This is a genomic window from Paenibacillus sp. Mc5Re-14 (assembly GCF_001049835.1).
In the GTDB taxonomy this organism is placed as follows: domain Bacteria; phylum Bacillota; class Bacilli; order Paenibacillales; family Paenibacillaceae; genus Paenibacillus; species Paenibacillus polymyxa_C.
The window spans coordinates 540,682-563,078 of record NZ_CVPD01000001.1 but is presented as its reverse complement, the minus strand read 5'-3'; the positions used below and the strand labels follow the sequence as shown (position 1 = coordinate 563,078).

At 45.8% G+C, this 22,397-nt stretch carries 25 protein-coding genes and 1 tRNA gene; 18 read left to right on the top strand and 8 right to left on the bottom strand.

Going from position 1 to position 22,397, the window contains the following annotated elements; genetic code table 11:
• The first annotated feature begins 248 nt into the window (after window positions 1-248).
• From BN1546_RS02480 to BN1546_RS02470, 3 genes are all read left to right on the top strand, one after another.
• Window positions 249-1,529, top strand: a complete 1,281-nt coding sequence (locus tag BN1546_RS02480) for a DNA polymerase IV (RefSeq protein ID WP_019686913.1) — start codon at window positions 249-251, stop codon at window positions 1,527-1,529.
• A gap of 161 nt (window positions 1,530-1,690) precedes the next feature.
• Window positions 1,691-1,933, top strand: a complete 243-nt coding sequence (locus BN1546_RS02475) for a ferredoxin (RefSeq protein ID WP_013309730.1) — start codon at window positions 1,691-1,693, stop codon at window positions 1,931-1,933.
• Between the two features lie 161 nt (window positions 1,934-2,094).
• Window positions 2,095-3,525 (top strand): L,D-transpeptidase, encoded by a 1,431-nt coding sequence (locus BN1546_RS02470; protein WP_058711308.1) that lies wholly within the window; start codon window positions 2,095-2,097, stop codon window positions 3,523-3,525.
• Between the two features lie 27 nt (window positions 3,526-3,552).
• Here the strand turns inward: BN1546_RS02470 and BN1546_RS27205 are convergent, their stop codons facing one another.
• The gene (locus BN1546_RS27205; protein WP_013370508.1) at window positions 3,553-3,699 is read right to left on the bottom strand and encodes a hypothetical protein; all 147 of its coding nucleotides are present in this window, start codon (window positions 3,697-3,699) and stop codon (window positions 3,553-3,555) included.
• 218 nt (window positions 3,700-3,917) lie between these two features.
• Here BN1546_RS27205 and BN1546_RS02465 point away from each other — a divergent pair, with 218 nt between their 5' ends.
• The 3 genes from BN1546_RS02465 to BN1546_RS02455 are packed head-to-tail and all read left to right on the top strand — an operon-like array spanning window position 3,918 to window position 6,429.
• Window positions 3,918-5,012 carry a quinone-dependent dihydroorotate dehydrogenase gene (locus BN1546_RS02465; RefSeq protein WP_013370509.1) on the top strand — a complete coding sequence of 365 codons (1,095 nt, stop codon included), beginning with the start codon at window positions 3,918-3,920 and terminating at the stop codon, window positions 5,010-5,012.
• A 34-nt stretch (window positions 5,013-5,046) separates the two neighbouring features.
• On the top strand, window positions 5,047-5,859 hold the full coding sequence (locus tag BN1546_RS02460) for a GTP diphosphokinase (RefSeq protein ID WP_013370510.1): 813 nt from the start codon (window positions 5,047-5,049) through the stop codon (window positions 5,857-5,859).
• Entirely contained in the window at window positions 5,860-6,429 is a 570-nt protein-coding gene (locus BN1546_RS02455; protein ID WP_090735692.1) for a DUF309 domain-containing protein, read from the top strand.
• Window positions 6,430-6,514: 85 nt separating this feature from the next.
• On the opposite strand, the gene BN1546_RS02450 is transcribed toward BN1546_RS02455, so the two are convergent.
• Entirely contained in the window at window positions 6,515-7,042 is a 528-nt protein-coding gene (locus BN1546_RS02450) for a thioredoxin family protein (protein ID WP_013370512.1), read from the bottom strand.
• 163 nt (window positions 7,043-7,205) lie between these two features.
• Between BN1546_RS02450 and BN1546_RS02445 the strand changes: the two genes are divergently transcribed.
• Together BN1546_RS02445 and BN1546_RS02440 are read left to right on the top strand one after the other, a co-directional pair.
• Window positions 7,206-8,873, top strand: a complete 1,668-nt coding sequence (locus BN1546_RS02445; RefSeq protein ID WP_090735690.1) for an RsmB/NOP family class I SAM-dependent RNA methyltransferase — start codon at window positions 7,206-7,208, stop codon at window positions 8,871-8,873.
• Complete coding sequence (locus tag BN1546_RS02440; RefSeq protein ID WP_090735687.1) at window positions 8,870-9,652, top strand: pseudouridine synthase; 783 nt, start codon at window positions 8,870-8,872, stop codon at window positions 9,650-9,652. Before BN1546_RS02445 ends, BN1546_RS02440 begins: the two co-directional genes overlap by 4 nt.
• Window positions 9,653-9,776: 124 nt before the next feature.
• On the opposite strand, the gene BN1546_RS02435 is transcribed toward BN1546_RS02440, so the two are convergent.
• Window positions 9,777-10,958, bottom strand: a complete 1,182-nt coding sequence (locus BN1546_RS02435) for a GGDEF domain-containing protein (protein WP_090735685.1) — start codon at window positions 10,956-10,958, stop codon at window positions 9,777-9,779.
• Between the two features lie 205 nt (window positions 10,959-11,163).
• Here BN1546_RS02435 and BN1546_RS02430 point away from each other — a divergent pair, with 205 nt between their 5' ends.
• A complete protein-coding gene (locus tag BN1546_RS02430; RefSeq protein ID WP_090735682.1) occupies window positions 11,164-12,288 on the top strand; it encodes a glycosyltransferase family 4 protein in 1,125 nt (374 codons plus the stop codon).
• On the opposite strand, the gene BN1546_RS02425 is transcribed toward BN1546_RS02430, so the two are convergent.
• Window positions 12,285-13,391 (bottom strand): YkvI family membrane protein, encoded by a 1,107-nt coding sequence (locus tag BN1546_RS02425; protein ID WP_013370517.1) that lies wholly within the window; start codon window positions 13,389-13,391, stop codon window positions 12,285-12,287. The two genes, BN1546_RS02430 and BN1546_RS02425, sit on opposite strands and share 4 nt — an antisense overlap.
• A gap of 141 nt (window positions 13,392-13,532) precedes the next feature.
• Between BN1546_RS02425 and BN1546_RS02420 the strand changes: the two genes are divergently transcribed.
• From BN1546_RS02420 to BN1546_RS02400, 5 genes are all read left to right on the top strand, one after another.
• A complete protein-coding gene (locus BN1546_RS02420; protein WP_013370518.1) occupies window positions 13,533-14,138 on the top strand; it encodes a DedA family protein in 606 nt (201 codons plus the stop codon).
• Window positions 14,139-14,223: 85 nt separating this feature from the next.
• Window positions 14,224-14,796 carry a xanthine phosphoribosyltransferase gene (locus BN1546_RS02415; protein WP_040101648.1) on the top strand — a complete coding sequence of 191 codons (573 nt, stop codon included), beginning with the start codon at window positions 14,224-14,226 and terminating at the stop codon, window positions 14,794-14,796.
• Between the two features lie 101 nt (window positions 14,797-14,897).
• Entirely contained in the window at window positions 14,898-15,242 is a 345-nt protein-coding gene (locus BN1546_RS02410) for a hypothetical protein (protein WP_013370520.1), read from the top strand.
• A 139-nt stretch (window positions 15,243-15,381) separates the two neighbouring features.
• Window positions 15,382-15,603, top strand: a complete 222-nt coding sequence (locus BN1546_RS02405; protein WP_014599639.1) for a hypothetical protein — start codon at window positions 15,382-15,384, stop codon at window positions 15,601-15,603.
• A gap of 116 nt (window positions 15,604-15,719) precedes the next feature.
• Window positions 15,720-16,049, top strand: a complete 330-nt coding sequence (locus tag BN1546_RS02400; RefSeq protein ID WP_013370522.1) for a carboxymuconolactone decarboxylase family protein — start codon at window positions 15,720-15,722, stop codon at window positions 16,047-16,049.
• A 141-nt stretch (window positions 16,050-16,190) separates the two neighbouring features.
• On the opposite strand, the gene BN1546_RS02395 is transcribed toward BN1546_RS02400, so the two are convergent.
• A complete protein-coding gene (locus BN1546_RS02395; protein WP_090735681.1) occupies window positions 16,191-16,727 on the bottom strand; it encodes a YhjD family protein in 537 nt (178 codons plus the stop codon).
• A gap of 222 nt (window positions 16,728-16,949) precedes the next feature.
• Between BN1546_RS02395 and BN1546_RS02390 the strand changes: the two genes are divergently transcribed.
• The 3 genes from BN1546_RS02390 (at window position 16,950) to BN1546_RS02380 (ending at window position 18,824) form a co-directional block, all read left to right on the top strand.
• Window positions 16,950-17,034: transfer RNA gene (locus tag BN1546_RS02390), tRNA-Leu, on the top strand.
• Window positions 17,035-17,247: 213 nt separating this feature from the next.
• The gene (gene msrA / locus BN1546_RS02385; RefSeq protein ID WP_090735678.1) at window positions 17,248-17,760 is read left to right on the top strand and encodes a peptide-methionine (S)-S-oxide reductase MsrA; all 513 of its coding nucleotides are present in this window, start codon (window positions 17,248-17,250) and stop codon (window positions 17,758-17,760) included.
• Between the two features lie 128 nt (window positions 17,761-17,888).
• Window positions 17,889-18,824 carry a divergent polysaccharide deacetylase family protein gene (locus BN1546_RS02380; protein WP_090735676.1) on the top strand — a complete coding sequence of 312 codons (936 nt, stop codon included), beginning with the start codon at window positions 17,889-17,891 and terminating at the stop codon, window positions 18,822-18,824.
• Here the strand turns inward: BN1546_RS02380 and BN1546_RS02375 are convergent.
• Window positions 18,799-19,542 (bottom strand): N-acetylmuramoyl-L-alanine amidase, encoded by a 744-nt coding sequence (locus tag BN1546_RS02375; RefSeq protein ID WP_090735673.1) that lies wholly within the window; start codon window positions 19,540-19,542, stop codon window positions 18,799-18,801. The genes BN1546_RS02380 and BN1546_RS02375 overlap by 26 nt on opposite strands.
• Before the next feature lie 288 nt (window positions 19,543-19,830).
• On the opposite strand from BN1546_RS02375, the gene BN1546_RS02370 reads away from it, so the two are divergent.
• A complete protein-coding gene (locus BN1546_RS02370; RefSeq protein ID WP_040101644.1) occupies window positions 19,831-20,022 on the top strand; it encodes a YqzE family protein in 192 nt (63 codons plus the stop codon).
• A gap of 103 nt (window positions 20,023-20,125) precedes the next feature.
• Here BN1546_RS02370 and BN1546_RS02365 read toward each other — a convergent pair whose 3' ends face one another.
• Window positions 20,126-21,187, bottom strand: a complete 1,062-nt coding sequence (locus BN1546_RS02365; protein WP_013370530.1) for a hypothetical protein — start codon at window positions 21,185-21,187, stop codon at window positions 20,126-20,128.
• 258 nt (window positions 21,188-21,445) lie between these two features.
• Complete coding sequence (locus BN1546_RS02360) at window positions 21,446-22,396, bottom strand: YqhG family protein (protein WP_040101643.1); 951 nt, start codon at window positions 22,394-22,396, stop codon at window positions 21,446-21,448.
• Window position 22,397 lies beyond the last annotated feature (1 nt).

Below are 22,397 nucleotides of genomic sequence, written 5' to 3'. Positions count from 1 at the left end.
TTTTTTAAGCAAATTAATTTAATTGTTTAACGCTTAAAAACAGGAAAGCGTTAGTTTGTCGTGTTCGTATGATAGTCGATTATAACAACTAATGACTTCAAATGTAATATATAATTATCATTTTTGAACGCAAAACCTATATTTTTTATGTAAAATAGAAATAGTATGCAAGGGTACTTTAAGTATAAAATCAAAGGACATATTCTTGGGCTAACAAGTGAATTTACAGTTAAAAAGAAGGGTTGAGCATGAAAGATGTCAGTGCTTATTATCCGGTTGGTGGACGAGTTATTCTGCATGTGGATATGAACGCATTTTATTGTTCCGTTCATGCAGCGGAGGAGCCGGAAAAATATAAAGGATTGCCTACCGCAGTGGCAGGCAGCAGTGAGCTGCGCAAAGGTGTAATTGTAACTTGCTCTTATGAAGCACGACGATTGGGCATTTCAACAGGGATGGTTGTTCAGCAGGCTCGACGAATTTGTCCGCAGCTCATCGTAATACAGCCTGATTTTCATTTATACCGTCGTTATTCCAAAGCATTTATGAGTATTGCTTACTCGTATACGCCTATGCTGGAAGCAACTTCAATTGATGAGTGTTATCTAGATATTTCCGGTTCCAAGCAGTTTGGAACACCTTTGGATATTGCCGAGGAGATTCAGCGTAGAGTAGAAGAAGAGCTAGGCTTGCCTTGCTCAATTGGGGTAGCACCCAACAAACTGCTAGCCAAAATGGCCTCTGATCTGAAAAAGCCACGCGGGATATCTGTTCTACGTTTGCGTGATGTACCCAACATTTTGTGGAACCTTCCATGTGGGCAATTGTTTGGTGTGGGCCGCAAAACAGCAGATAAGCTTCTACAAATGAACATTCGCACCATTGGTCAACTGGCTAAGGCAGATGAACACATGCTGGTTAGCATATTTGGGGTAACTGGTTCTTGGTTAAAATTGGCGGCAAACGGAATTAACCATTCTCAAGTCAGCACTGAACGGGAGCCGAACAAATCCATCGGTCACACAACCACTCTGCCTATGGATGTAGTAAAGTTGGAAGAAGCCCAAAGGGTACTGCTTAACATTAGTGATCAGGTAGCTCGGCGGCTTCGACGACAAGGGATGCTGGCAGGAGGTATCCAACTGACGATTCGGACCCCGGATATGAAGACCTTTACGCGTTCTCAAGTCAGGAGTACGCCTACGGAAAGTGCAGAAGACATATATAAGGAAGCTTGTGCATTGTATCGTCGCCATTGGGGAGAGGATAAGCCAGTGCGTTTGTTGGGGATTACGCTGCAACAGCTCATTCCAAAGGAGGAAGCGGCAGTTCAATTAGATCTATTTGAATACCAAGACCAGCCTAAAAAAGAAAGTTTACTGAAAACGATGGATGCGCTGCGGGATAAGTTTGGTGAAAATGCAATTTTGACTGCGGGGATGCTGGGAGATGATCCTTCAGTACTTCTTCGTAATTCCAAGCTGCGCGGAACTTCGCTGCAAAAAGACAATCTACCTACTCCAGAGTGAACTTAGGGGAGAATGATGGTCAGTATCAGTAACACACGTTATAAGCGTTTTTTGCATGAAGGATAAAGGAAAATAATTTGTAATAATTTTGGGTTTGTATTAATATGTGAATAGAATGCAAAAGCTGGTTTGTTCGATTGTATAGGAGGAAGAGAAAAGTTATGGCTAAATACACTTGGGTAGAAAAAGATACATGCATTGCTTGCGGAGCCTGCGGCGCTACAGCACCAGACATCTATGATTATGATGATGAAGGTTTGGCTGAAGTGATCTTTGAAGGGGATGCAAACCAAGGCATCAAGGCGATCTCAGAAGACCTGTTTGATGATATGCAGGATGCTTGTGACGGTTGCCCTACAGATTCCATCAAAGTTGCAGACGAACCGTTCAATAAAGAAGGTTAAGTGTAAGTTTTTTGGACAGGCATAGCACCGACAGTACCCTTCACCGTATAACGGTGAAAGCATGCTGACGGTGCTGTTTTTTTTATGTGCTGTCCATCAGGCCCATTGTGACCGATATACATAATAGTAAGCATGCAAGATTACACGATCAGGAGGATCCGATGGACCATTCGCCTCATCTTAAATCGTATGTCAAAAAGCACCCTGATAATAAAATGGCCTGGTATTTACTCGGTAAGGAGTATGAAAGCAACGGTCAGGAGGGCAAAGCAAATTATTGCTTCAATCGTGCAGGAGAAGTGTTCGAAGCCTTTGAGCATAAACAGATTCCGGCAGACGTATGGATGGAATATCAGGATAAACTGGTTCAGATGTCCAAGGAGAAGGAGCGGAGAACCGCTCGAACACGTCATCTTTTAACTGCCTTAATGGTACTTCTGCTCATCTGGGTCCCTTCAGCCAATTCACCGAGCACTTCACCTGAGAGCGCATCCGTTCCATCCGGAACTGAGCATGCAGCGATTGATCATGTCGAAGTTGCGAAAGTGGCTACTGCAGATCCAAAGAAGAGGGCACAAAACGGTGAGACTTATGCTGGTGATGTGTTTACAGCTCAAGCCAGGCAAGGAAGTGGGGCTGGAACAGCGCTTACGGATATGTTGGCAAAGACGAGTCAAATGCCGTCCAAGACCACAGTGCTGGGCATGGAGCAGAGTGGGGCATGGCTGATCTGGAGAGAAGGCATGAAGCCGTTACTTAGTGTACAGAACAAGGGAAACGGCGGATTAGCTATTCAGTCTTACGACGCCGCTGCATGTGCTTGCAAGCCGTCGGACAGTGAGAATCTCCGCATAAAAGGTCTAAAATGGGCTGCCGGACAGGAAGAGCTGGCTGTGCTGAATAGCGCCATGCGTGCTTATCGCTCGCAGCATCAACGTCTTCCCCAGAGTCTTGAGGAACTGACCCGAGATTTTCCCAATAACACGATGTACGGTACGACAGACGGGATGAAGAAGGCTTTTACACCTATGCGCAATTTACTTGCTTCTCCAGCACAGGGAACAGGGAAGGCAGGAGATCAGAACGCTGGCTCAGCGGCTGAAAGCAGTCTACTGCTGGCATCGTCATTGCACGGACGGCCTTTTCTGGGGCAACCGCTACGAATTGTGGTAGACAAATCCAAACACAGGCTAGCATTGGTGAGCGGCAATATACTTATTCGCAATTATCCCATCGGTTTGGGCGGAGAAAGAACACCGGAAGGGAAATTTGTGATTACCGATAAAGTCGTAAATCCGAACGGCAAATCCAACGGTGAGTTTGGCAGTCGTGGTATGCAACTGTCTGCAACAAATTATGCTATCCATGGTACGAACGAACCAGACAGTATCGGCAAAAATGAGTCGCTGGGTTGTGTCCGCATGGGGAAGGAAGACGTGGAGGAATTGTTTGCACTCGTACCTTCAGGTACGGAGGTGGTTATTGGTAACGGGGGACTGCCTGATCAAGTGCTTGTACCTGGTTCCCGATTTACGAGTGAGCCGCAGCACGACCAGACGAATCCCCACAAAACCTATCACTGGCTAAATTAACATTTTGATGCCACTGCTACTTGTTGTTTAACGAGTTCCTGCTTGTGCTAAAACAATGACCAGAACAATCACAATGATGAGTAGAACAAAGCTGACGGCGGTCCAAACAATCGCTTTCTTGTTCACCTCATCCTTTTTCTTTTGCAGACTGGGCGGTTTGCGCTTGGTCTTCATATCAGCAATCCCTCTTTTCTTGCGGGCTAAGATCCTGTCTTACTATGTCCATTGTAAATGGTTTGATTATACATTTTCAATGACATCTCCATGACAACTGAATTGTTCTGATATTGGACCTCGCAAATTACTTTCTTTTTGGTATGGAAAAAGCTAAACTATTTTGTAGAGATGTTTTTTTAGGATTGTGCAAGGGCATAGAACGGAGTGGATGAATCGTGTTGTATCGAAGGATTGCGAAACCTGTTTTTTTCAAAATGAGTCCAGAGAGGGCCCATCATGTAGTCATTGACGGCTTAAAGCATGCGGGCTCACTTCCCGGTGGAGCAGCGACGTTGCGAGGGATGTATGGAGTCAAGGAAACGGAAGATCTTGCCGTTGATCTGTTTGGTATTCATTTTCCCAACCCGATTGGACTGGCTGCGGGACTGGATAAAAATGCTGAAGCGGTTGTCGGTTTTTCTTCCATCGGTTTTGGTTTTATGGAAGTAGGCACGGTGACACCTGTCGGACAGCCCGGCAATGATCAGCCCCGGTTGTTTCGACTGCCTCCCGATGAGGCATTAGTCAATCGGATGGGCTTTAACAATCTGGGTGCTGAGAGCATGGCCCAGCGTTTGGCTACCCTTAAACATCGACCTGTGCCGATTGCTGTTAATATCGGTAAAAATAAAGTCACGCCAAATGAGGATGCCCATAAGGACTATGAAAAGTGTATTTCCGCACTGTATCCGTATGCGGACTTCTTTGTAGTAAACATTAGTTCGCCCAATACCCCGGATTTACGAAAACTCCAGCATGGCAGTGAACTGAAGTCGTTACTGGAAGCGGTTCGGGCAGAGATGGGAGTTCAGGCGACAAAGTATGGTAAAGCCAAGTCTGTACTGGTCAAAATTGCACCGGATGTATCGGACGAGGAATTGGAATATATGACGGATGCGATTGCAGCCAGCGGAGTGGATGGCATTATTGCGACGAACACGACGATATCCAGGACGGGTCTGACGCATCGAAATGCAAGTGAAACCGGAGGATTGAGTGGTAAGCCGCTACGTGACCGTTCCACAGAGGTCATTGGACGGGTATACCGCCAGACGGAAGGGAAGCTGCCTATTATTGGATCAGGCGGTATTTTTACCAGTCGTGATGCCTATGACAAAATTAAAGCAGGCGCTAGCCTGATTGAAATTTATACAGCATTGATTTACGAAGGGCCGGAAGTAAACCGGGCTATACATGCCGGTCTGCGTGAGCTGCTTCGAAAGGACGGCTTTAGACACATTACTGAGGCTGTTGGTGCAGCTCATAGATAAAAAAGTGTTGTCGGAAGAGACAGGAGGTACGGGGATGGACGGAAGAGACTGGGGAACATTTTTGCTGCCATACGATCAGGCGGTGGAGGAACTTAAGGTCAAGTTCAAAACAATGCGTGCGGAGCTGAAAAAGCGCGAGGAATACGCTCCTATCGAATTCGTAACTGGACGGGTAAAAAAAATATCCAGCATCCTCGATAAGGCGAAGAGATTGCAGGTTTCACCTGATCAGCTGGAGACGGGGATCGAGGATATTGCCGGCATTCGTATCATGTGTCAATTCGTAGAGGATATTCGGCGGGTAGCCGAATATATTCGAAGACGTAAGGATTTGACGGTATTGTATGAAAAGGACTATATCACCAATTATAAAGATAGCGGCTATCGCAGCTTTCATATGATTGTGGAGTACCCGGTTCAGACAGCAGTGGGGTTGAAAATTGTGCTGGCCGAAATTCAAATCCGTACGTTGGCTATGAATTTTTGGGCAACCATAGAGCATTCTCTTAGCTATAAGTATCGTGAGAGCTTGCCGGATGATATGCGGGCCCGGTTGAAAAAGGCGGCTGAGGCAGCCTTTGTGTTGGATAATGAAATGTCTTCCATCCGTCTTGAAATATTGGAAGCGCAGAAGAAGTTCGAGGATGAAGCCAATATCGTATCCAAAGTCCTAACAGGCATGCACCGTCTTTATTTCTACCATAAAATTAGTGAAACGATTGAGGCGCAGCGCAGATTTAATGAACTGTGGGAGCGGCACGACATGGAAGGAATCAAGCAGCTGCATGATGAGGTCAAGGAGATGCTGGAAGCTTCAACTAAGGAAGAAGACAGGGATGAGTTTTAAATGGTGAACCCTTCCTATGAACCGTTGTACGTAACTTATTTGGTATACTTCAATCGGGATCGGGATTACTTTGAATGTCATGAGGTACTGGAAGAGCTGTGGCTTAAGCTGGACCGAGACCCTGTATATAAAGGTTTACTGCAAATTGCTGTAGGACTGTATCATTTTCGCAATGGTAACTATCGTGGTGGATACATGATGCTGGACAGTGCGGTACATAGGCTGGAGCATGCTGCTTCGCACGCGCTGGGCATTAATATGGCGAAGCTGATAGATGAGGCGCGCGCTTGCGCTCGGCAGCTTGCTGAAGCTGTTATGGAAGGTTCGGAAGAGCTTCAACGTCAACCGCCGGTTTATCGGGATTTGACGATTGAAATTGTCGAGCCCGGACTGCGTCAGGCCGTGGAGAAGGCATCATCGTCCGTTCCAGTCAACATCCCTCAGCAGAGAGGTCCTCGGCGTGGGGAAAAGCATGAGCAGCGTCAGCAGGCGCTGGAAGCTTCGATTAGGCGAAGACAGGCCGCTGGGAGCTTACGCTCAGCTACAGTGGAAACGAAGGATGCGCCTTGATGTTGTAGCGCATAATAAACGAGCAGCCCGATCCGTTTTATAGAGATCGGGCTGCTTTATCATTGTCAGGTGTGAGGACATTTGTCTAAGAGGTCACGTTCTTTTTATATTTCTCAAAGAAGGCTTTGAAATCGTCGAGTGTGTATCCGTTGTCTGAAGGACTTTCCTTCAATCCACCTACCATACGTTCCTTTTCCACGCCTTTTTCGTAATAAACAAGCGTAGGTGTATACTCAATCTTGTACTTGTCCCAGCCAGCCTCATACTCACGCAGGTTAAATTCGTGCATCGTAATGTTCTCCTGCTTGCTCAAAGGCATGAGCTTAGGAGTGGTGGCACGGCAGTGAACACAGTCAGACGCGAAATGATAGACGAAAAAGCTTTCCTTTTTGTCAATTTTACTTTGTAGATCTTCTGGCTTAATAATTTGCTGATAGTTCGGATCGTTTAGCAGTTCCTGGGTAGTAGGACTTAACGAGGCTGTGGAAACGCCGTACAGCTTGTTTTTAGTGCCTGAGTTTAAAGCGAGCAGCACTCCAAGCAAAATGATAAGCACAACAAAAAAGCCAATGACAGGTATAAGCTTTTTTTTGTTGGATTTTTGTGCGTTCAATGGAATCTCTCCTATCAAAATCTAAAATATGTAACTATGAATCTCATTATTATACAACATTACAGCTTGTAGTGAAAGTTTGTAAATCACACAGATATTGCCGGCTAACAGGTTGATTATGGTACAATAAAATTTATTTTAACAGGACAGGATGATTACGATTATGGGTGTACAGCTCCCCACAGCATTTGTAAAGCGCATGGAGCAACTGCTCGGCGATGAATTTGAGGCTTTTATGGCTGCCTATGACCACACGCCCCATGCGGGGATTCGTGTCAATACATTAAAAATTCCAGTAGAGGACTTTAAGGAACGTTCTCCGTTCGAACTTCGGCCGATTCCGTGGTGCGCCACAGGTTTTTACATTCCGCACGGTACTAAGCCTGGACTTCACCCCTACTATCATGCTGGGTTGTACTATGTACAGGAACCGAGTGCCATGTCTCCAGTTGAACTGCTCGATGTAGCTCAGGGTGAAGCTGTTTTGGACTTGTGCGCTGCACCGGGAGGGAAATCAACCCAAATCGCAGCCAAACTGCAAGGAAGCGGCATACTGGTGACCAATGATATTAGCGCCGATCGAACCAAGGCGTTGGCTAAAAATGTGGAATTGTACGGTGTGCGCAATGCCGTGGTATTGAATGAGAGCCCTGATCGTATCGCAGATGCTTTTCCTCATTTTTTTAACAAGATTTTAATTGACGCACCTTGTTCGGGAGAAGGCATGTTCCGTAAGGATGAGGATATGGCCAAACAATGGGAGACACACTCGGTGGAAAAATGTGTGGTCATGCAACGGGACATTTTGCGTGTAGCGGCCTCAATGCTGAGCGATGGGGGGAGAATTGTCTATTCGACCTGCACCTTTGCCCCGGAAGAGAATGAAGGAATGATTGCGGAATTTCTGGAGGCTCATCCCGATTTTAACGTAGTCCCTGTTCCTTCAGAAGCAGGTTTTGCACCAGGCCACCCGGAATGGGTGAATGAAGAAATTGCATCGGCATATCCGGAACTGCGGGGTGCAGCACGCCTCTGGCCGCATCTTGTAGTGGGGGAGGGCCATTTTATCGCTGTATTGCAGCATCAGGGTGGTGCTCGTGTGGCCTCGACAGCAGATCACACTGTATCGGGGGATATGGCTCCGTTTTCGAACAAGAATGACAGAGTATTAAACATAGAAGCAGCGTATCCGCAGAAGAAGCAACATTTGCCCGTCAAGGAAGCGCTACTCCCAAGTGGCCAAGGAAGGCGCACGACTGATGAGCTTAAACGAACCGGAAAAGGAATGGGCGGAAAGTCAGCCAAAGGAAAGAACACGCGCGGCTTTGATGGCAGCAAGTCACGTATGGACAAAGAAAATGTGAAATCTGCTGCACGCTCCCCGCATGATGTGCTGGAGTCCTATCGCCAATTTATTCAGGAGCAGCTGGAGGTTTCATTTGCAGGCTACACGGTGGTCTACGGAGATCGCATTTATCAATCGCCGCTGGCATCACATCGTTTGGACGGCCTTAAGGTGGTACGTCCGGGCTGGTTTATGGGAACCGATAAGAATGGTCGTTTTGTACCTTCACATCCGCTGGCGGTGGCTTTGCGCCCTTCTGAGGCGGTTAGGAGCATCAACCTCTCCAGCTCGGATGCTGAAGCCATCCGGTATTTAAAAGGTGAAACCTTGTCCATCCCTGTTGAGAGAATGGAGCTTCGAAATGAAGTCCAACCCAAAGGCTTTACTCTCGTGTGTATTGATGGTTATTCGGCCGGGTGGGGCAAATGGCAGGACGGCATGCTTAAAAATGAATATCCTACAGGCTGGAGGTGGACATCGGTATGAGTGGAAAAGGAAGACAAACTCAGCGTTTGGACAAAATTTTAACCCATATGGGATATGGTTCCCGTAGTGATATCAAGAAACAGGTAAAGCAAGGTATGATCACGGTAAACGGACGGACCATCAAAGATAGCGGCTTACAGGTTCATCCATACCAAGACCAAATTGAAGTGAACGGAGAACTGGTTGTATTTCGGGAGTTTATTTACATCATGCTGCACAAGCCTCCAGGTGTCATATCCGCAACTGAAGATACGAGGGAACGGACGGTGCTGGATTTGCTGAGTGCGGAGGAACGACATTTTGAGCCTTTTCCAGTAGGGAGGCTAGATAAAGATACAGAAGGCTTATTGCTGTTGACCAACGACGGCAAGCTGGCGCACGAACTACTGTCTCCACGGCGTCATGTCCCCAAAACGTATGAAGCTACGGTGTCGGGGCATGTCACGGAGGAGGATATTCTTCAATTTACAGCAGGAGTGGAACTGGACGATGGGTATGTCACCCTACCCGCGCAGTTGACGATTCTTTGGCATGAACAGCCGCATCAGGCAGATGGAGAAGTCACTTCCTATATTTCGCTCGTAATCCATGAGGGTAAGTTTCACCAAGTGAAGCGCATGTTCGAGGCGGTTGGTAAAAAGGTGACCTACTTGAAAAGAACAGCCATGGGGCCATTGAAGCTGGATGATCAGCTTCCACTGGGCAGCTATCGAGAGCTGACTAGCGAAGAACTGGCCTCGATCGGCCGTGATATAGCATCCGCAACTTCAGAAGTTTAATGAAGAGATTAAATACAAATGACGCACAGGCTCGTATGAGATTCCTGTGCGTCATTTTATGATATAGACAACCAGACAGAGCAGTATTCATAGGCAGTCTTTTATAACGAATCGAATTTGCGAATTATTGTGCGCGTGCTGCCCGACTTTGCTTCACTTCCGCTGCCTTATAAGCTGTAACCTTGTTTTTGCCTGTCGTTTTGGATATGTACATGGCTTGATCGGCCTGTTTGACGAGTTCATCCGGGTTTATTTCCTTCTTTGCTGTACTGTGTCCGACACTGATAGTGACGATGCTTTCCTCAGCGACACGTTCGCGTATTCGTTCTGCGACCTGCGCCACCTTGGCCCGCCGATCCACAACCATTGCGACCAGTTCCTCGCCACCGTATCGTCCGGTCAGCCCGATTTCATCCAGTTCCTCCTCCATAATTTGTGCGACCTGCTTGAGAACCTCATCCGCACGAGCATGGCCCTGCGTATCATTCAGCTTTTTGAAATTGTCAATATCGCAAAAAATGACCGACACGCGGATTCCCTGGTCCATATATCTCCGTAATCTTCCCGAAAAATATTTACGGTTATACAGCCCTGTGAGGCCATCGGTGATGGAAGAACGATAAATCCTTTGGAGTAGCTCCACAATCCGTTCAAACAGAATGATGAATAACGTAGTGTAGTACAACAATGGTAAAAATGACATCCACAGGACTGTGCTTGACCCGTTTGCTTCTTCAGGGATGTCATTTTGCAACCAGAGAAAACCAAGCCAGAGCGAATAAGTGAATAAGCCTGCTATAAATTTCTTTGGCTGTCCGATCCGTGGGGTGATGAACAGAAGGCTTAATATAAGCACCAACACTCGATAAAACAGAGTGAATCCAACCAATTTCACTGAGCTGATCCAAGTGGGCAACAAACCTAAAGTCCAAGCCATTACCGGCAGTATTAATAACGCAGCCAGCAACAGCAAGGCCCATTTTTCCACACGCTTTAGTTTTCGGTACAGCTGAAATACAGCGGCATTGATGAGCAAGAAGGCAAACGCCTCCAGCGCATTTTTCCACACGATTCCCTGCAGTTGCATTTGGCCGCCGCCTGCCGAATAGAGATTCATCGCTTGATATGTCATAATAAAAATAGCGGCAACCGAAAAAAGGATATAGGCTTTTTTTCGTTGTCTGCTATATATGATCACGCACATTAGCGCCATCATGAGTATAATATACAAACCGCAGGCTGCACTTATAGCCCCGGCCAGAGATGGGGAGCCCAAGGTTCCCAATAAGGACAACAACGTCAACATCACCGACTCCATTTGTAAAATTAATCTATCTATTGAACAGACGATATCGTTCCGATACAATAGACAGGATTTATTGCGGTTAAAATGTTATAATTTTCTTTTGTGCCTAACATTTATTCTCAATATATCATCTTTCAGAAAATCCGGAAACCTATACATATATCCTGTGTTCCGGGCAGTTTAATGCTTGAAAGGGGAAGCACTCATGAAATTGCTACAGGCTCTCTTTTTCCCACCCGAGCAACCGGGAGGCGTTTCATCCATGATTCCATATTTGCAAGAGCGATTTACGTCCCCCCGTTGGGAAATGGAGCTATTTTCAATCCCTAAACGGATTCGTAACAAGGGTAGGGACGAAGTAATCTTTGATACCTTCGACTGGACGAGATATGAGCAATATCCAATTGTTCAAAAATATATTCAGACGTACCGTGATTATTTGTGGTGGACTCGGCTTCGTATTCAGAAGCCCTTTGACCTTATTCATGCTCATCATCCGATTGCCGGGCTCGCTATGAAAAACGTATTTCCAGATATCCCGCTCGTACAGACGATTCACTCTTCCTATGAGAAGGAGTTAATTCTAAACGGGAAAATAGAGGAGAACGGGCCTGAACACCAATTCTTAGTGTCACTGTACCGAGAAATGGAGTATAAGGCGGATCGCCTGATAGCAGTATCGCAATCTTTTCAGCATTACTTAACACCCTATGTACAGCATCCGCAAGATGTTGTGGTTATTCCAAATGGATATGATGAGAAACGATTTAAGCCCATTCCTCACGAAAATGAAGTGACACAGCTCATAACCGTTTGCCGACTTGTTCCCGCCAAAGGGCTTGATATTCTATTACAGGCTTGCGCTGAGCTGAAAAAAAGAAATCAGGAATTTGTACTCCATATCATTGGAGATGGTCCGATTCGACCTGAGCTGGAAGAGATGGCGCGACAGCTGGATATATACCATGAGACGATTTTTTATGGATATACTCTTCATCCTGAAGAGTTTATGCCTTTCTTTGATGTATTCGTATTGCCTTCGCGGGCGGAGGCCTTTGGCTCCGTATTTGCAGAAGCGGCGTTGAGCTGTCTGGCATTGGTAGGTACAGAAGTAGGGGGAATACCGGAGCAGATTGAGGATGGGGTAAATGGTCTGCTCGTGCCACCCGATAATCCGAAGGCACTGGCAGACGCATTAGAAAAGGTCATTGCTGACCCTGCCTATCGTTATGAACTGGCTAGATCTGCCTGCGACAAGGCTAAATCAAGCTATTCTTTAAGTCGTGCTGTTAACGAGCTGAAGAAAATGTATTTGAAATTTCCACACTAACCATGACGGGTATCACCTGGTTTGGAATCAGAATGCCGAAAGCTGGAACGAGGACGTGAGGAGCGGAAAGGTCTTCCGCGTCCTGCTAAGATCAGTTTACTAACCCACATTAGACTGAGCATTCCGAAAATAGGATAAAGAACAGATAACAGTGAGCTGAAGCCGAACTGACTGATTAAAAAACAGGTGAGCATAATGAATAATGTAATGAGCTTGGGCGAAATTTGGACATGCTGACGAATTTGTAGACTGACTCCATAAATGTCGGCTACAAAGGTACTGAAGATCTCCATGAAAATGAGTAGAATGTATATGATTTCAACAAGGGCGCCTAGACGGTAAGCGATGCTTCCCATAGGGATTTCAAATTGCTGAATGCCTGGCATTTGCGCTGACATGACAAAATGTGCAGCCATCAGCATAAAGCCAACACCAATTCCGCCCAATACACCGCCCCAGCGGATGGTTTTGCGGGAGAAAGTTTGACTGCCTAGAGGGACAAGCACGGCCTGAGCCATAGCCAGATTGAAGGACGTGTACAGGAGTGGAGAGATCCATGTTCGTAGCGCACTGTGGTCTGTTGTATTTGTGATAAAGCTTTGTGGATTGGGCATGGAAAGGGTGCTGTGAACGAGCAAAAGAGATATGGTGATCATCAGCGGGACAACAATGGTGTTCATATGCAAAATCGCTTTAATACCTTTATTCAGCAGCAAGTAAGTTCCAATTAGTGTAATGAGCAGTCCTGTTTGGTAGTGCAGGTGAAGGTGCTCCACAAAAACAGAGCCAGCTCCTGCGAGCATAACGCTGTTCACGCCAATCAGCACAATAAGTGTGAATATGCTGATCCATTTTCCGGCATTGGCACCAAAAAGGTGCTTGTTCAGATCCTCGTAGGAGCGGGCTGAAATATCATGAGCAATCAGCATCATTTTCGTACCCAACCATACAAATACAAGTGTGGACAGCATAATGGTGATTGTAGCCCAACGTCCATATTGCGTAAAAAATTGCAATATTTCTTGTCCGGTAGCGAACCCGGCACCGACGATTGTACCAATGTATGTAAAAGCAATCTGAAAAACATGAATATTACGTTTCATTCCCAGTCCCCCCTTGCTTGCTTGAATAACGCTGCAGCGAGCATATAATACAAACTATGTTCAACTGAAATGGGACATGACTGGATGAGACTGAAAATAATTATACTGAATTTAATGAATAGCTTGACGGGAGCGTAATTTATGGGTCAAATCCTTGCATGGATACTGGAATACGGATATTTGGCGATGTTCGGCTTGCTTGCCCTTGGAGTAGCTGGTATGCCGATACCCGACGAAGTGCTAATGATCGCCTTTGGCGGGCTCGTGTCTCAAGGACACTACAACTTTATTGCCGCGCTGGCAGTCACATTTTTCGGTAGTATGACAGGCATGATGCTTAGCTACACATTGGGTCGCCTGCTGGGCAAGCCACTATTGCACCGATACGGTAAATGGGTGAGGCTTACGCCCTCCAGGATTGCCTCTTCCGAAAATTGGTTCGGGCGCTATGGTACCTGGGGAATTTTGTTCGGGTATTTTGTCCCCGGCTTGAGACACGTATCATCCTATCTGGCAGGCACAACCCGTCTAGGTGTTTTTCGCTATATCGGCTATGCATCGGCAGGAGCTTTGCTGTGGTGCGGTACATTTTTGGGGATCGGACATGCGGTGGGCATGCACTGGGAACAGGTGGCTAAGCTGATGGAGAAGGTGACGCACCAGGTAGGTTTGATCGTTATTCTTTTAATCGTTTTGGGAGGAATCATCGCATGGTTCTGGAACAAACGTAAAAAAAATATCACATGAACGCATGGAAAGCAGGCTATAGCTTGAAAGCGGCGGGTGAAGTATGGTACTTTTACCGCATAGGAATGCCGTGGGAGGTCATGGAATGGAAGTATTAAAGAAACGAATTTTAAATGAAGGCGTGATTGCGTCAGATCAGGTGCTAAAGCTGGATGGATTGCTTAATCATCAGGTTGATCCAGAGCTGACAATGGAAATGGGACGAGAGTTCGCAGCCCGTTTTCGGGAAGACAAAATCACCAGAGTAGTGACCGTGGAATCCTCAGGCATTGCCATCGGGTTTGCGACAGCGTTGGAGTTGGGTGTACCGTTGGTATTTGCTCGTCGTAAAAAGACTTTATTAGCTGATCCGGATGCGCTGTGTGAGCGTGTACCTTCGTTTACAAAAGGTATTGTCACAGATATTATGCTGTCTCGTCAATTTATTCATGAGCATGATCGTGTGTTGTTCATTGATGATATTATCGCTAATGGCGATGCGGCTCGAGGCATGGTTAAAATTATTCAACGCTCTGGAGCGGAGTTGATTGGATTCGGAGTTGCGGTTGAAAAAATGTTTCAGGCTGGAGCGAGAACCATCCGTGAGCAGGGCATCCGTGTAGAATCATTGGTTAAAATTTCGTCGTTGGCTGACGGTAAGATAGAGTTTGCTGAATAGTAACAATTCGAAACTCCGGATCCTTATTTCTAATAATAACCTTTGCATGAGCATCAATTTCGCTTATAATATATATAAGGTTTGGGAGAGGAGGCAGCAACATGGGGAATGAACAATTGACCGAACAGTTTTTTCTGGAAAAACTGGCAGCGGCTAAAGTGCATTTTGAACGCGCCTTGGATTGTAAGCATACGGAATTCGACGATTTGTATCCCTATATGATTGAACATCCTCAGTTTTTTTGGTATAAACGCTATGTGGCCTGGTCTGAGTTGTTGACATTGGTTAACCTATGCGAAGAATTGTCTTTCTCTTGGAAAGAAGAATTTACTGCTCACCAAGTGGAGTATGTAGAACAGCGAGTGTTGTCTGCACAAGTGCTGGACTTCTGGTACGAGAAGAACGATACAAAAGAACATGATCACAGTGTAAATCAGTCGGGATAATTTGTTGCTCTGTTGGCAATCCATATAAGTAGTAAGCGGAAGAGACCTAAATGATTCGTTTAGGTCTCTTTTTAAACTTTTTTCATGTATATAAAATTATGGCCGTTGTGTTGAAAAAATGGACAAGGAGGGGACATGGATGATAATGGACGAAGAATTGGATGCTTATCGACTTTCTGGTGAAAAGGTACGCGTCGTACGCGATGGATTGGAGTCCAATGATGTGGTTGGTATTGTACTGGCATGGGATGATGAACAGGTGCTTATTCGCCGCCAGAATCGACGTGTGGTCAAGTTGGATCGCAGCTATACATACCAGCCGTTCAGCGAGCCGCGTCACAATCCGATAGAACTGGATTAAGAAACGAGTTCTAATGGGGATTGGATAAAAAAACTGGGTGCTTCATTAGGCATACAGAAACTCTAAACCGGACACAGTAATGAAGCAAAACTCAACAGAGAGGGCGTGCTGTGTTAATGACGGTTATGGACGAAAAAGTACATGCATACAAGGATCAAATCAGCCATTTGGAAGATAAGTTGCCCGAGGTAGTTCATGCCTATCATCGCTTTACCGGAGAATGCTTTCAAGCCGGCAGTTTAGATGAAAAAACCAAGCAACTGATTGCGCTAGGAATTGGCTTATTTGCCAACAATGAGGTGTGCACGTTTTATCATGTGAATGAGGCGCGTTCCAAAGGAGCCAGTGATCAGGAGATTATGGAAGCCGTTGCAGTAGCTGCTGCAGTTGGTGGAGGACATGCTCTAAGTCAAGGGGTTACACGTGTACAGAAGGCGCTACATTAAAACGAATCATCCATACAGATAACTCATACTCGAAATAGGGGAAATAGATTGATCTGAACAAATGATAATGATGTTTATGGAAAGAAGCTTCCGAGCACAGTTAGTGCCTGCGGAAGCTTCTTTTTGCATGTAGTGCGGGGATTATGCTCTTTTGCTTGCAGCAAAAGCAGCAGGGCGAGGGGATTTATGCTTATAGGCAGAAGAGGATGCAATCCAACTTTGCCCAACAACGCGTAGGGGTTTGGGGGTTGAGTTATTGGGTAATTCGGGGCGATATTTCTCTGGCAAAGGTAGAGACGCCGTATAAGGCATAGAGGTAGGGAGCCCCAAATAAGCTCGCATTCGTTCATACATTTCTTTGCGGAATGCGGACATAGGCATACTGAACTGCTCTTTGACGCCTTTATATATATAGGTGGCGTGAACGCCGGAGTGGTTTTGTTGTATGTCTAGAACACGAACGTGATACTTCTTAAATTCATGTTTAATTTCAGATAGCAGGATTCCGGTACGATCTATTCCTGCGTTAACCATTTCGACATAAAGATCAGGGGTTTTCAGCACGCCGCTTTCTTCAAGAATTAGGCTGTCACGCTCAAATACTTTTTGAATAAAGGTAAGGAGCAGATAACTTTTCACAAGAGAGCATGAATGCTGAGTAGTATCTGAAGAGATCATTACCATTCACCGCCTTAGGGAAATGTGATGATAATTCATAGTCATGGAAGTAAAGGAACTTTTGTTCCTGAGAACTTATGTTCTTATATTATCGTATTATTCCTTTTTTATCAAGAAGAAATAAAGAAAAATAAAAGATTTGACAACTTTATTTGAGCATGGTATGATCTATCTTGTCGCTAAGAAAGATTGATTCTTTCGAGATAGACGACAAATATATATGCGGTCGTGGCGGAATTGGCAGACGCGCACGGTTCAGGTCCGTGTGGGCTAACCCCCCGTGGAGGTTCGAGTCCTCTCGACCGCATCCATTTAGAAAAGGTTTATAGAATTGCTCTTGTAGCAATTTTATAAACCTTTTCTTATGTTTCGGAATTATTGCAGACTTCCAGCAATGATTCCAATACGAGGGCTTGAACTTTATTCAAGTTCAGAAGCAATTCTTTTATAAGTTTAATTTTTAAGATATGATAGAAGATAACGCATTTGTTGATGAAGCTAATGAAAGGTTGGATGAAAGATGGAGAAAGCAACTTTTGCAGGCGGATGCTTCTGGTGTATGGTGACTCCGTTCGAGAAGCAGCCGGGCATTCATAGTATTGTCTCAGGCTATACTGGAGGGACGATTTCCGATCCGACCTACGAACAGGTTAAAACAGGAACAACCGGGCACTATGAGGTGGTGCAGATTACGTTTGATCCTGAGCTGTTTCCTTATGAAAAGCTACTTGAATTGTATTGGCCGCAAACAGATCCTACCGACGGAGAAGGTCAGTTTCAGGACCGAGGCACACAATATAAGCCTGCAATTTTTTATCATACGGAGCAGCAACGAGAGCTTGCACAACAATCCAAGGAACAGTTGGCACAAAGCGGACGCTTTGATAAGCCAATTGTAACGGAGATTCTTCCGGCTGCATTTTTTTATCCGGCAGAGGATTATCATCAGGATTATCACAAGAAGAATGTGAAGCATTATAAGGAAGATAGAGCCCAATCCGGTCGTGATGAATTTATCGATAAAAACTGGTAAGCAGCTTTAATATACGTTATTATGCGCACTTCAAGGCAGATCAGAGATTATATCTCAGATCTGCCTTATACATATTTAAACGGTTTTACTCACACAATGAAGGGACAGAGAAGGAGGCTGACCCGCAAATGAGTACACGACGGAAGCTGCACATGAGAAATATAATAAAAAAGGCTTTAAAGGCATCACGCAACCGGAAGAATTCGTCTTATGCGCTTGTACACCATGCAAGATCTAGAATGCAAATCATCGTAGTGCTTTGTATTTCAGTCTGTATGTTATTTATGGTCTGTAAAACTGCTGTTGCCGAAGCAATAGACCAACAGAACCAGCAGCAAAAGAGGGTTGCTGTCATTATTGATGATCTAGGAAACAATATGAAAGGTACCAAGGAAATTTTAAATTTACCTGTCAAAATCACCGTTGCTGTAATGCCCTTCCTGCCAACAACCAAACAGGACGCTATGGAAGCGCATAAGCGTGGTCATGATGTTATCGTCCATCTTCCAATGGAGCCCAAGCAGGGCAAGCCTGAATGGCTTGGACCTGGAGCAATCAAGGCTAATATGACGGATGAAGAAGTACGCGCCAAGGTGACCGCAGCTATCAAGGATGTTCCTTATGCCATAGGAATGAACAATCATATGGGCTCCAAGGTCACCTCAGACAAGCGCATTATGTCCATCGTTCTGGATGTTTGTAAGGAACATGGACTATTTTTTGTTGATAGCCGAACTAATTATTGGTCAGTGGTGCCTGAACTTGCCGCTAAAAAGGGAATGCCACCGGTGCGAAATGATGTTTTTTTGGATGATGTTCATACACTCGCTCATGTGAATCGGCAACTTAGCAAAGTGGTTGAATGGTTGGCAGAGCACAACACCTGTGTAACGATTGGACATGTTGGCGTGTCCGGCATGTATACTTCCTCAGGGCTTCATTCATCGGTTCCTAAATTAAAAGAACATGCTCAGTTTGTAGGCATTAGCGATCTGGTGCGTGATGTATGGGGGTGGACAGGAGATCCAGCCACGAATACTACCACGCCGTCAGATGGGCAATAATGCCTTCGGCAATAGCTTCAGCAATCCTTTTTTGGCCGCGATCCCCAGAAAGTAGGGCTCTGTCCTGCTCGTTGCTGATAAATCCGGTTTCCACTATTACAGCGGGATGTTGAATTTTATTCAGAAGATAAAAGGGTTTTCCGTACATGGTTTGTCTATTCATGCAAAATAAGCGGTTTAATGAACGCTGGATCTGCTCAGCTAACATATAGCTGCTGCCTTCATCTTGATACAGTACAATGGGTCCACGTTTTTCGGCACGTTTGGCCCAATTGACATGCAGGCTTACAACCACAGCAGTGGGCAGTTGTTCTGTTAAGCTTTTACGTTGGGCGAGGTCTTTAAGATGCCGGGATTTGGACTGCAACCAACGGTTATCATCACTCAGTGCGTAGTCCTTGTCCCGATTCAAGACAGCAGGGTAACTCTGGGAACGTAAGATCAAGTACAGTTTTTGAGCAATGGCGAGATTGATATCTTTTTCCAGAAGTCCTTTGTGATTTGTTCCACCATCCACACCGCCATGACCTACATCTATCAGGACCACGGGCTTGGCAAAATCGTGATAGGAGCGATTAAACGGGGTCTCTGTATGCTTGTTTGTGTCGGTGCTTTTCTCGCCAGGCTGAGTAGTTGCATAAGCAAATGGGGCAAATACAGCGCTACAAAGGAACCCCAGCCCGATCAGCCATATCTTGTTTAACTTTTTATTCAACACGTTCTATTCCTCCAATGGACGAATTGATTGTTTACCTGGAAACTATGCATAACAGACATCAAACCTTAAGCAGCGTAGCTGCCTTCAAATATAAAAATAAACCTTGGGGGAACTGTTATATTGAAGATAGTATGTTCCATTTAAGGGAAACCATGCATAGTTATTCCGCAGGGATTAGAGTAGCTGAAAACTGTGCAAGCTAGTGGTATCTGAACCTAACGTGTAATTTGATATTTCCAAGGCACAGTGATTGGAAATGATAGGTGCAGATGGAGGAGGTCATGGAGGATGGCGAAGAGTGACGAACTGGTGACGTATATTACACAGCGGATTGTACGTTATATGGAAACGCCGCGTGAGGTTCGACGTAGCCAAAAACAAGCCAAGGAGCCATGGGTGAGCAAATGGTTTGGCATGTTGCCTCTCGCTCTGAAAATGTGGATAAAATCCACACGCAGAGGGCGAAAAGAGCAACGTTAAACACGCCAAAGAGACCACAAGAGGCAGGGGTATGCCATTTGAGGTCTCTTTTTATGTTGTTATAGGGGATAATTTCGAATGATTTTTGTTGTTCCTGAAATTACTAGGATTCCAAACGGTAAAATTGACCATGAGGCAACAGCTGTTTTAGTGGCACAAATCGGGAAAGTCCATCGTGGTAGGTTAATGCATATAAAATGGGTTCGGACGGATGATCTGGAGATATCCAAGCTTGAAACCCGCTAATGGATAAGGGTCCCCCAAAGGCAAAATTGATACTTGTGGCAGAAAAAATCATACGTGGTGAATTACTTAGCGCGTCCATAAATTGACCTGTGTCATAAATGGAAAGTTTTTGCTTAGCTTGAAGCCAACCCAGATCATCATAGGGATTGAAAGGATCGGACGAGATAGTAACTGTTTGTGCCTGCGTTTTCGAAAAGGGTGTAGGTGAAGAGATCGCGTTGTTCTGAAGCTTATGTTTCCAGCCCCCATCTGCTACTTCTACAGGTAGCGGATCGCCAGTAACAGCATCAATACATATTTGGCTACCCGTAGAGGAACGCACCAGCCAATAGGCTAAAAGTGGTTCCTCATACATAGGTGTAATTTGCAGCTTGTCGATAGAAGAAAATTCGGTTTCTGTGAGCAACTTGAGGGATTGGCGAAGTATATCCATACTATATGGTCCGCCTGGACCATTCCCGTATTCATTGAGTTGATAAGCGCCGTCTGGGTCAGATCCGATAATCAGGTAGCCAATGTATTCTCCTGCATGGTTCACTTGAACAAGCCAGCTATGGGTTCCAGGTCCAAGCGGATGGTAGCTGAGCTCGGCGTCTTTCCACGAAGCAAAAGGGGGTTGCGACGATAGGGATTGTACGGTGTCGGCTGCTGTCCGTTTCACGTCTTCAGGCACCCCTTGTTGCTGAGCAGGAAGCTTTGATGAAACGTCACCCGGGGAGGCAGAAGGAGTAGCAGGACTCATGGATTCCATTGGAGGAACCCACGAGCTTTCGTTGTAGTTGGGTGCTGAGCTTAAATTGCTTTCTTGAACGGCTGAGGGAGCCGCATGAATGGAAGCGAACGGACAGACTGCGGACAGGCCGATCAGTACAGCTGCGATCATACCTACGCTATAATGCCCGGAATGATTTTTCTTCAATGGAATCCACCTTTCTGTCGGATGACTTGCCGACGGAGGCATTCTTTTTTAACTAGCATACAGCCTGTCCGATGAAAAGACTGCTGCACCCTGTCGGCGCAAATGTCGTATCCAGGTTCGCTTTTTGCTGTCGATACATAGGAGACAGGTTAGACTACGCTTGTGTTTGCAGCAGCAGAAACTGATGTAGGCTGAAGCAAGATGTTACAACTTGACGACATGTCTGCAACCAACCTGCGAAGGAGCGTGAGATATCAGTTACCGCAGGTGAAATATGCCGCAGTTAATGGCGGATACGAGTACCTTTGGCTCATATTGCCATACCATTTCTTTACGACGGGCTTGATGCTGCTCTAATACGGATTCTTTTTTATCCTCTTCCTCTTTCTGTTCCTTGATTAGGTCATCGTAGTAGTGGTCTATGACCTCTAGTTCCTCGCGCAATCGTTCCTTCGCCTGCTCAGCCCAACCATAATCTTGCTGTCGGAGCTGTTCGGTGAGATAGTTTTCAAGCGAGGTGGAAGCCTCAGGGACAGATAGCAGTGCTGGCTGTACATGCATATTGCCTGCCAGTAGTGGGCTGAGCTGCCGAGTTTCGAGCATAGCGCCAAAATTGGCTACAATAGTGCCGCTTTTGAGTGAAATCCCTAGCCACTGAAGTTCCTCACGCTTCAGATCGCAGGCAAACTCAATCTTGTAGCAGACGCTGAGCCAAGCTTCATAGACTACAGGAGAACGGGCAGACAATTGACGGGCATCCGGCTGCTCGAACAAATAAACATATTTTCCTCCATCCCGAGCGGCTTCAAAAATTTGATGCAGCCGACGGCTTCCGTATCGAAGCTCCTCCTGCATAATGCGACCAGGCCCTAATTGCGGTAACGTCGGTACATGACCGAAGTAACGCCCCATGACCTGATCTTGTGCTGCGTTGCCAGCTACAGGAGCTGGTGGCGTCTGATCCGCTAAACGTTCCTGTTCTGTCCGATAGGCTTCCCCATCAAAGATGAATGTGAAGGACATCGTCTGCGCTGGAACGCCAGTACGCTCTACGTATCCCCAATAGTAGGGACGATTTGTCAAGGCTTTATCTGCCTCTGGAGAAAGCTTGACAGTTACATGGTGGGGAGACCTCTCAATGATGCTGCACCCGGTAGCTTCCAGATAGGTGTGGACAAAACGCTGGACTTGCTGTGCATTCATAGTCAAC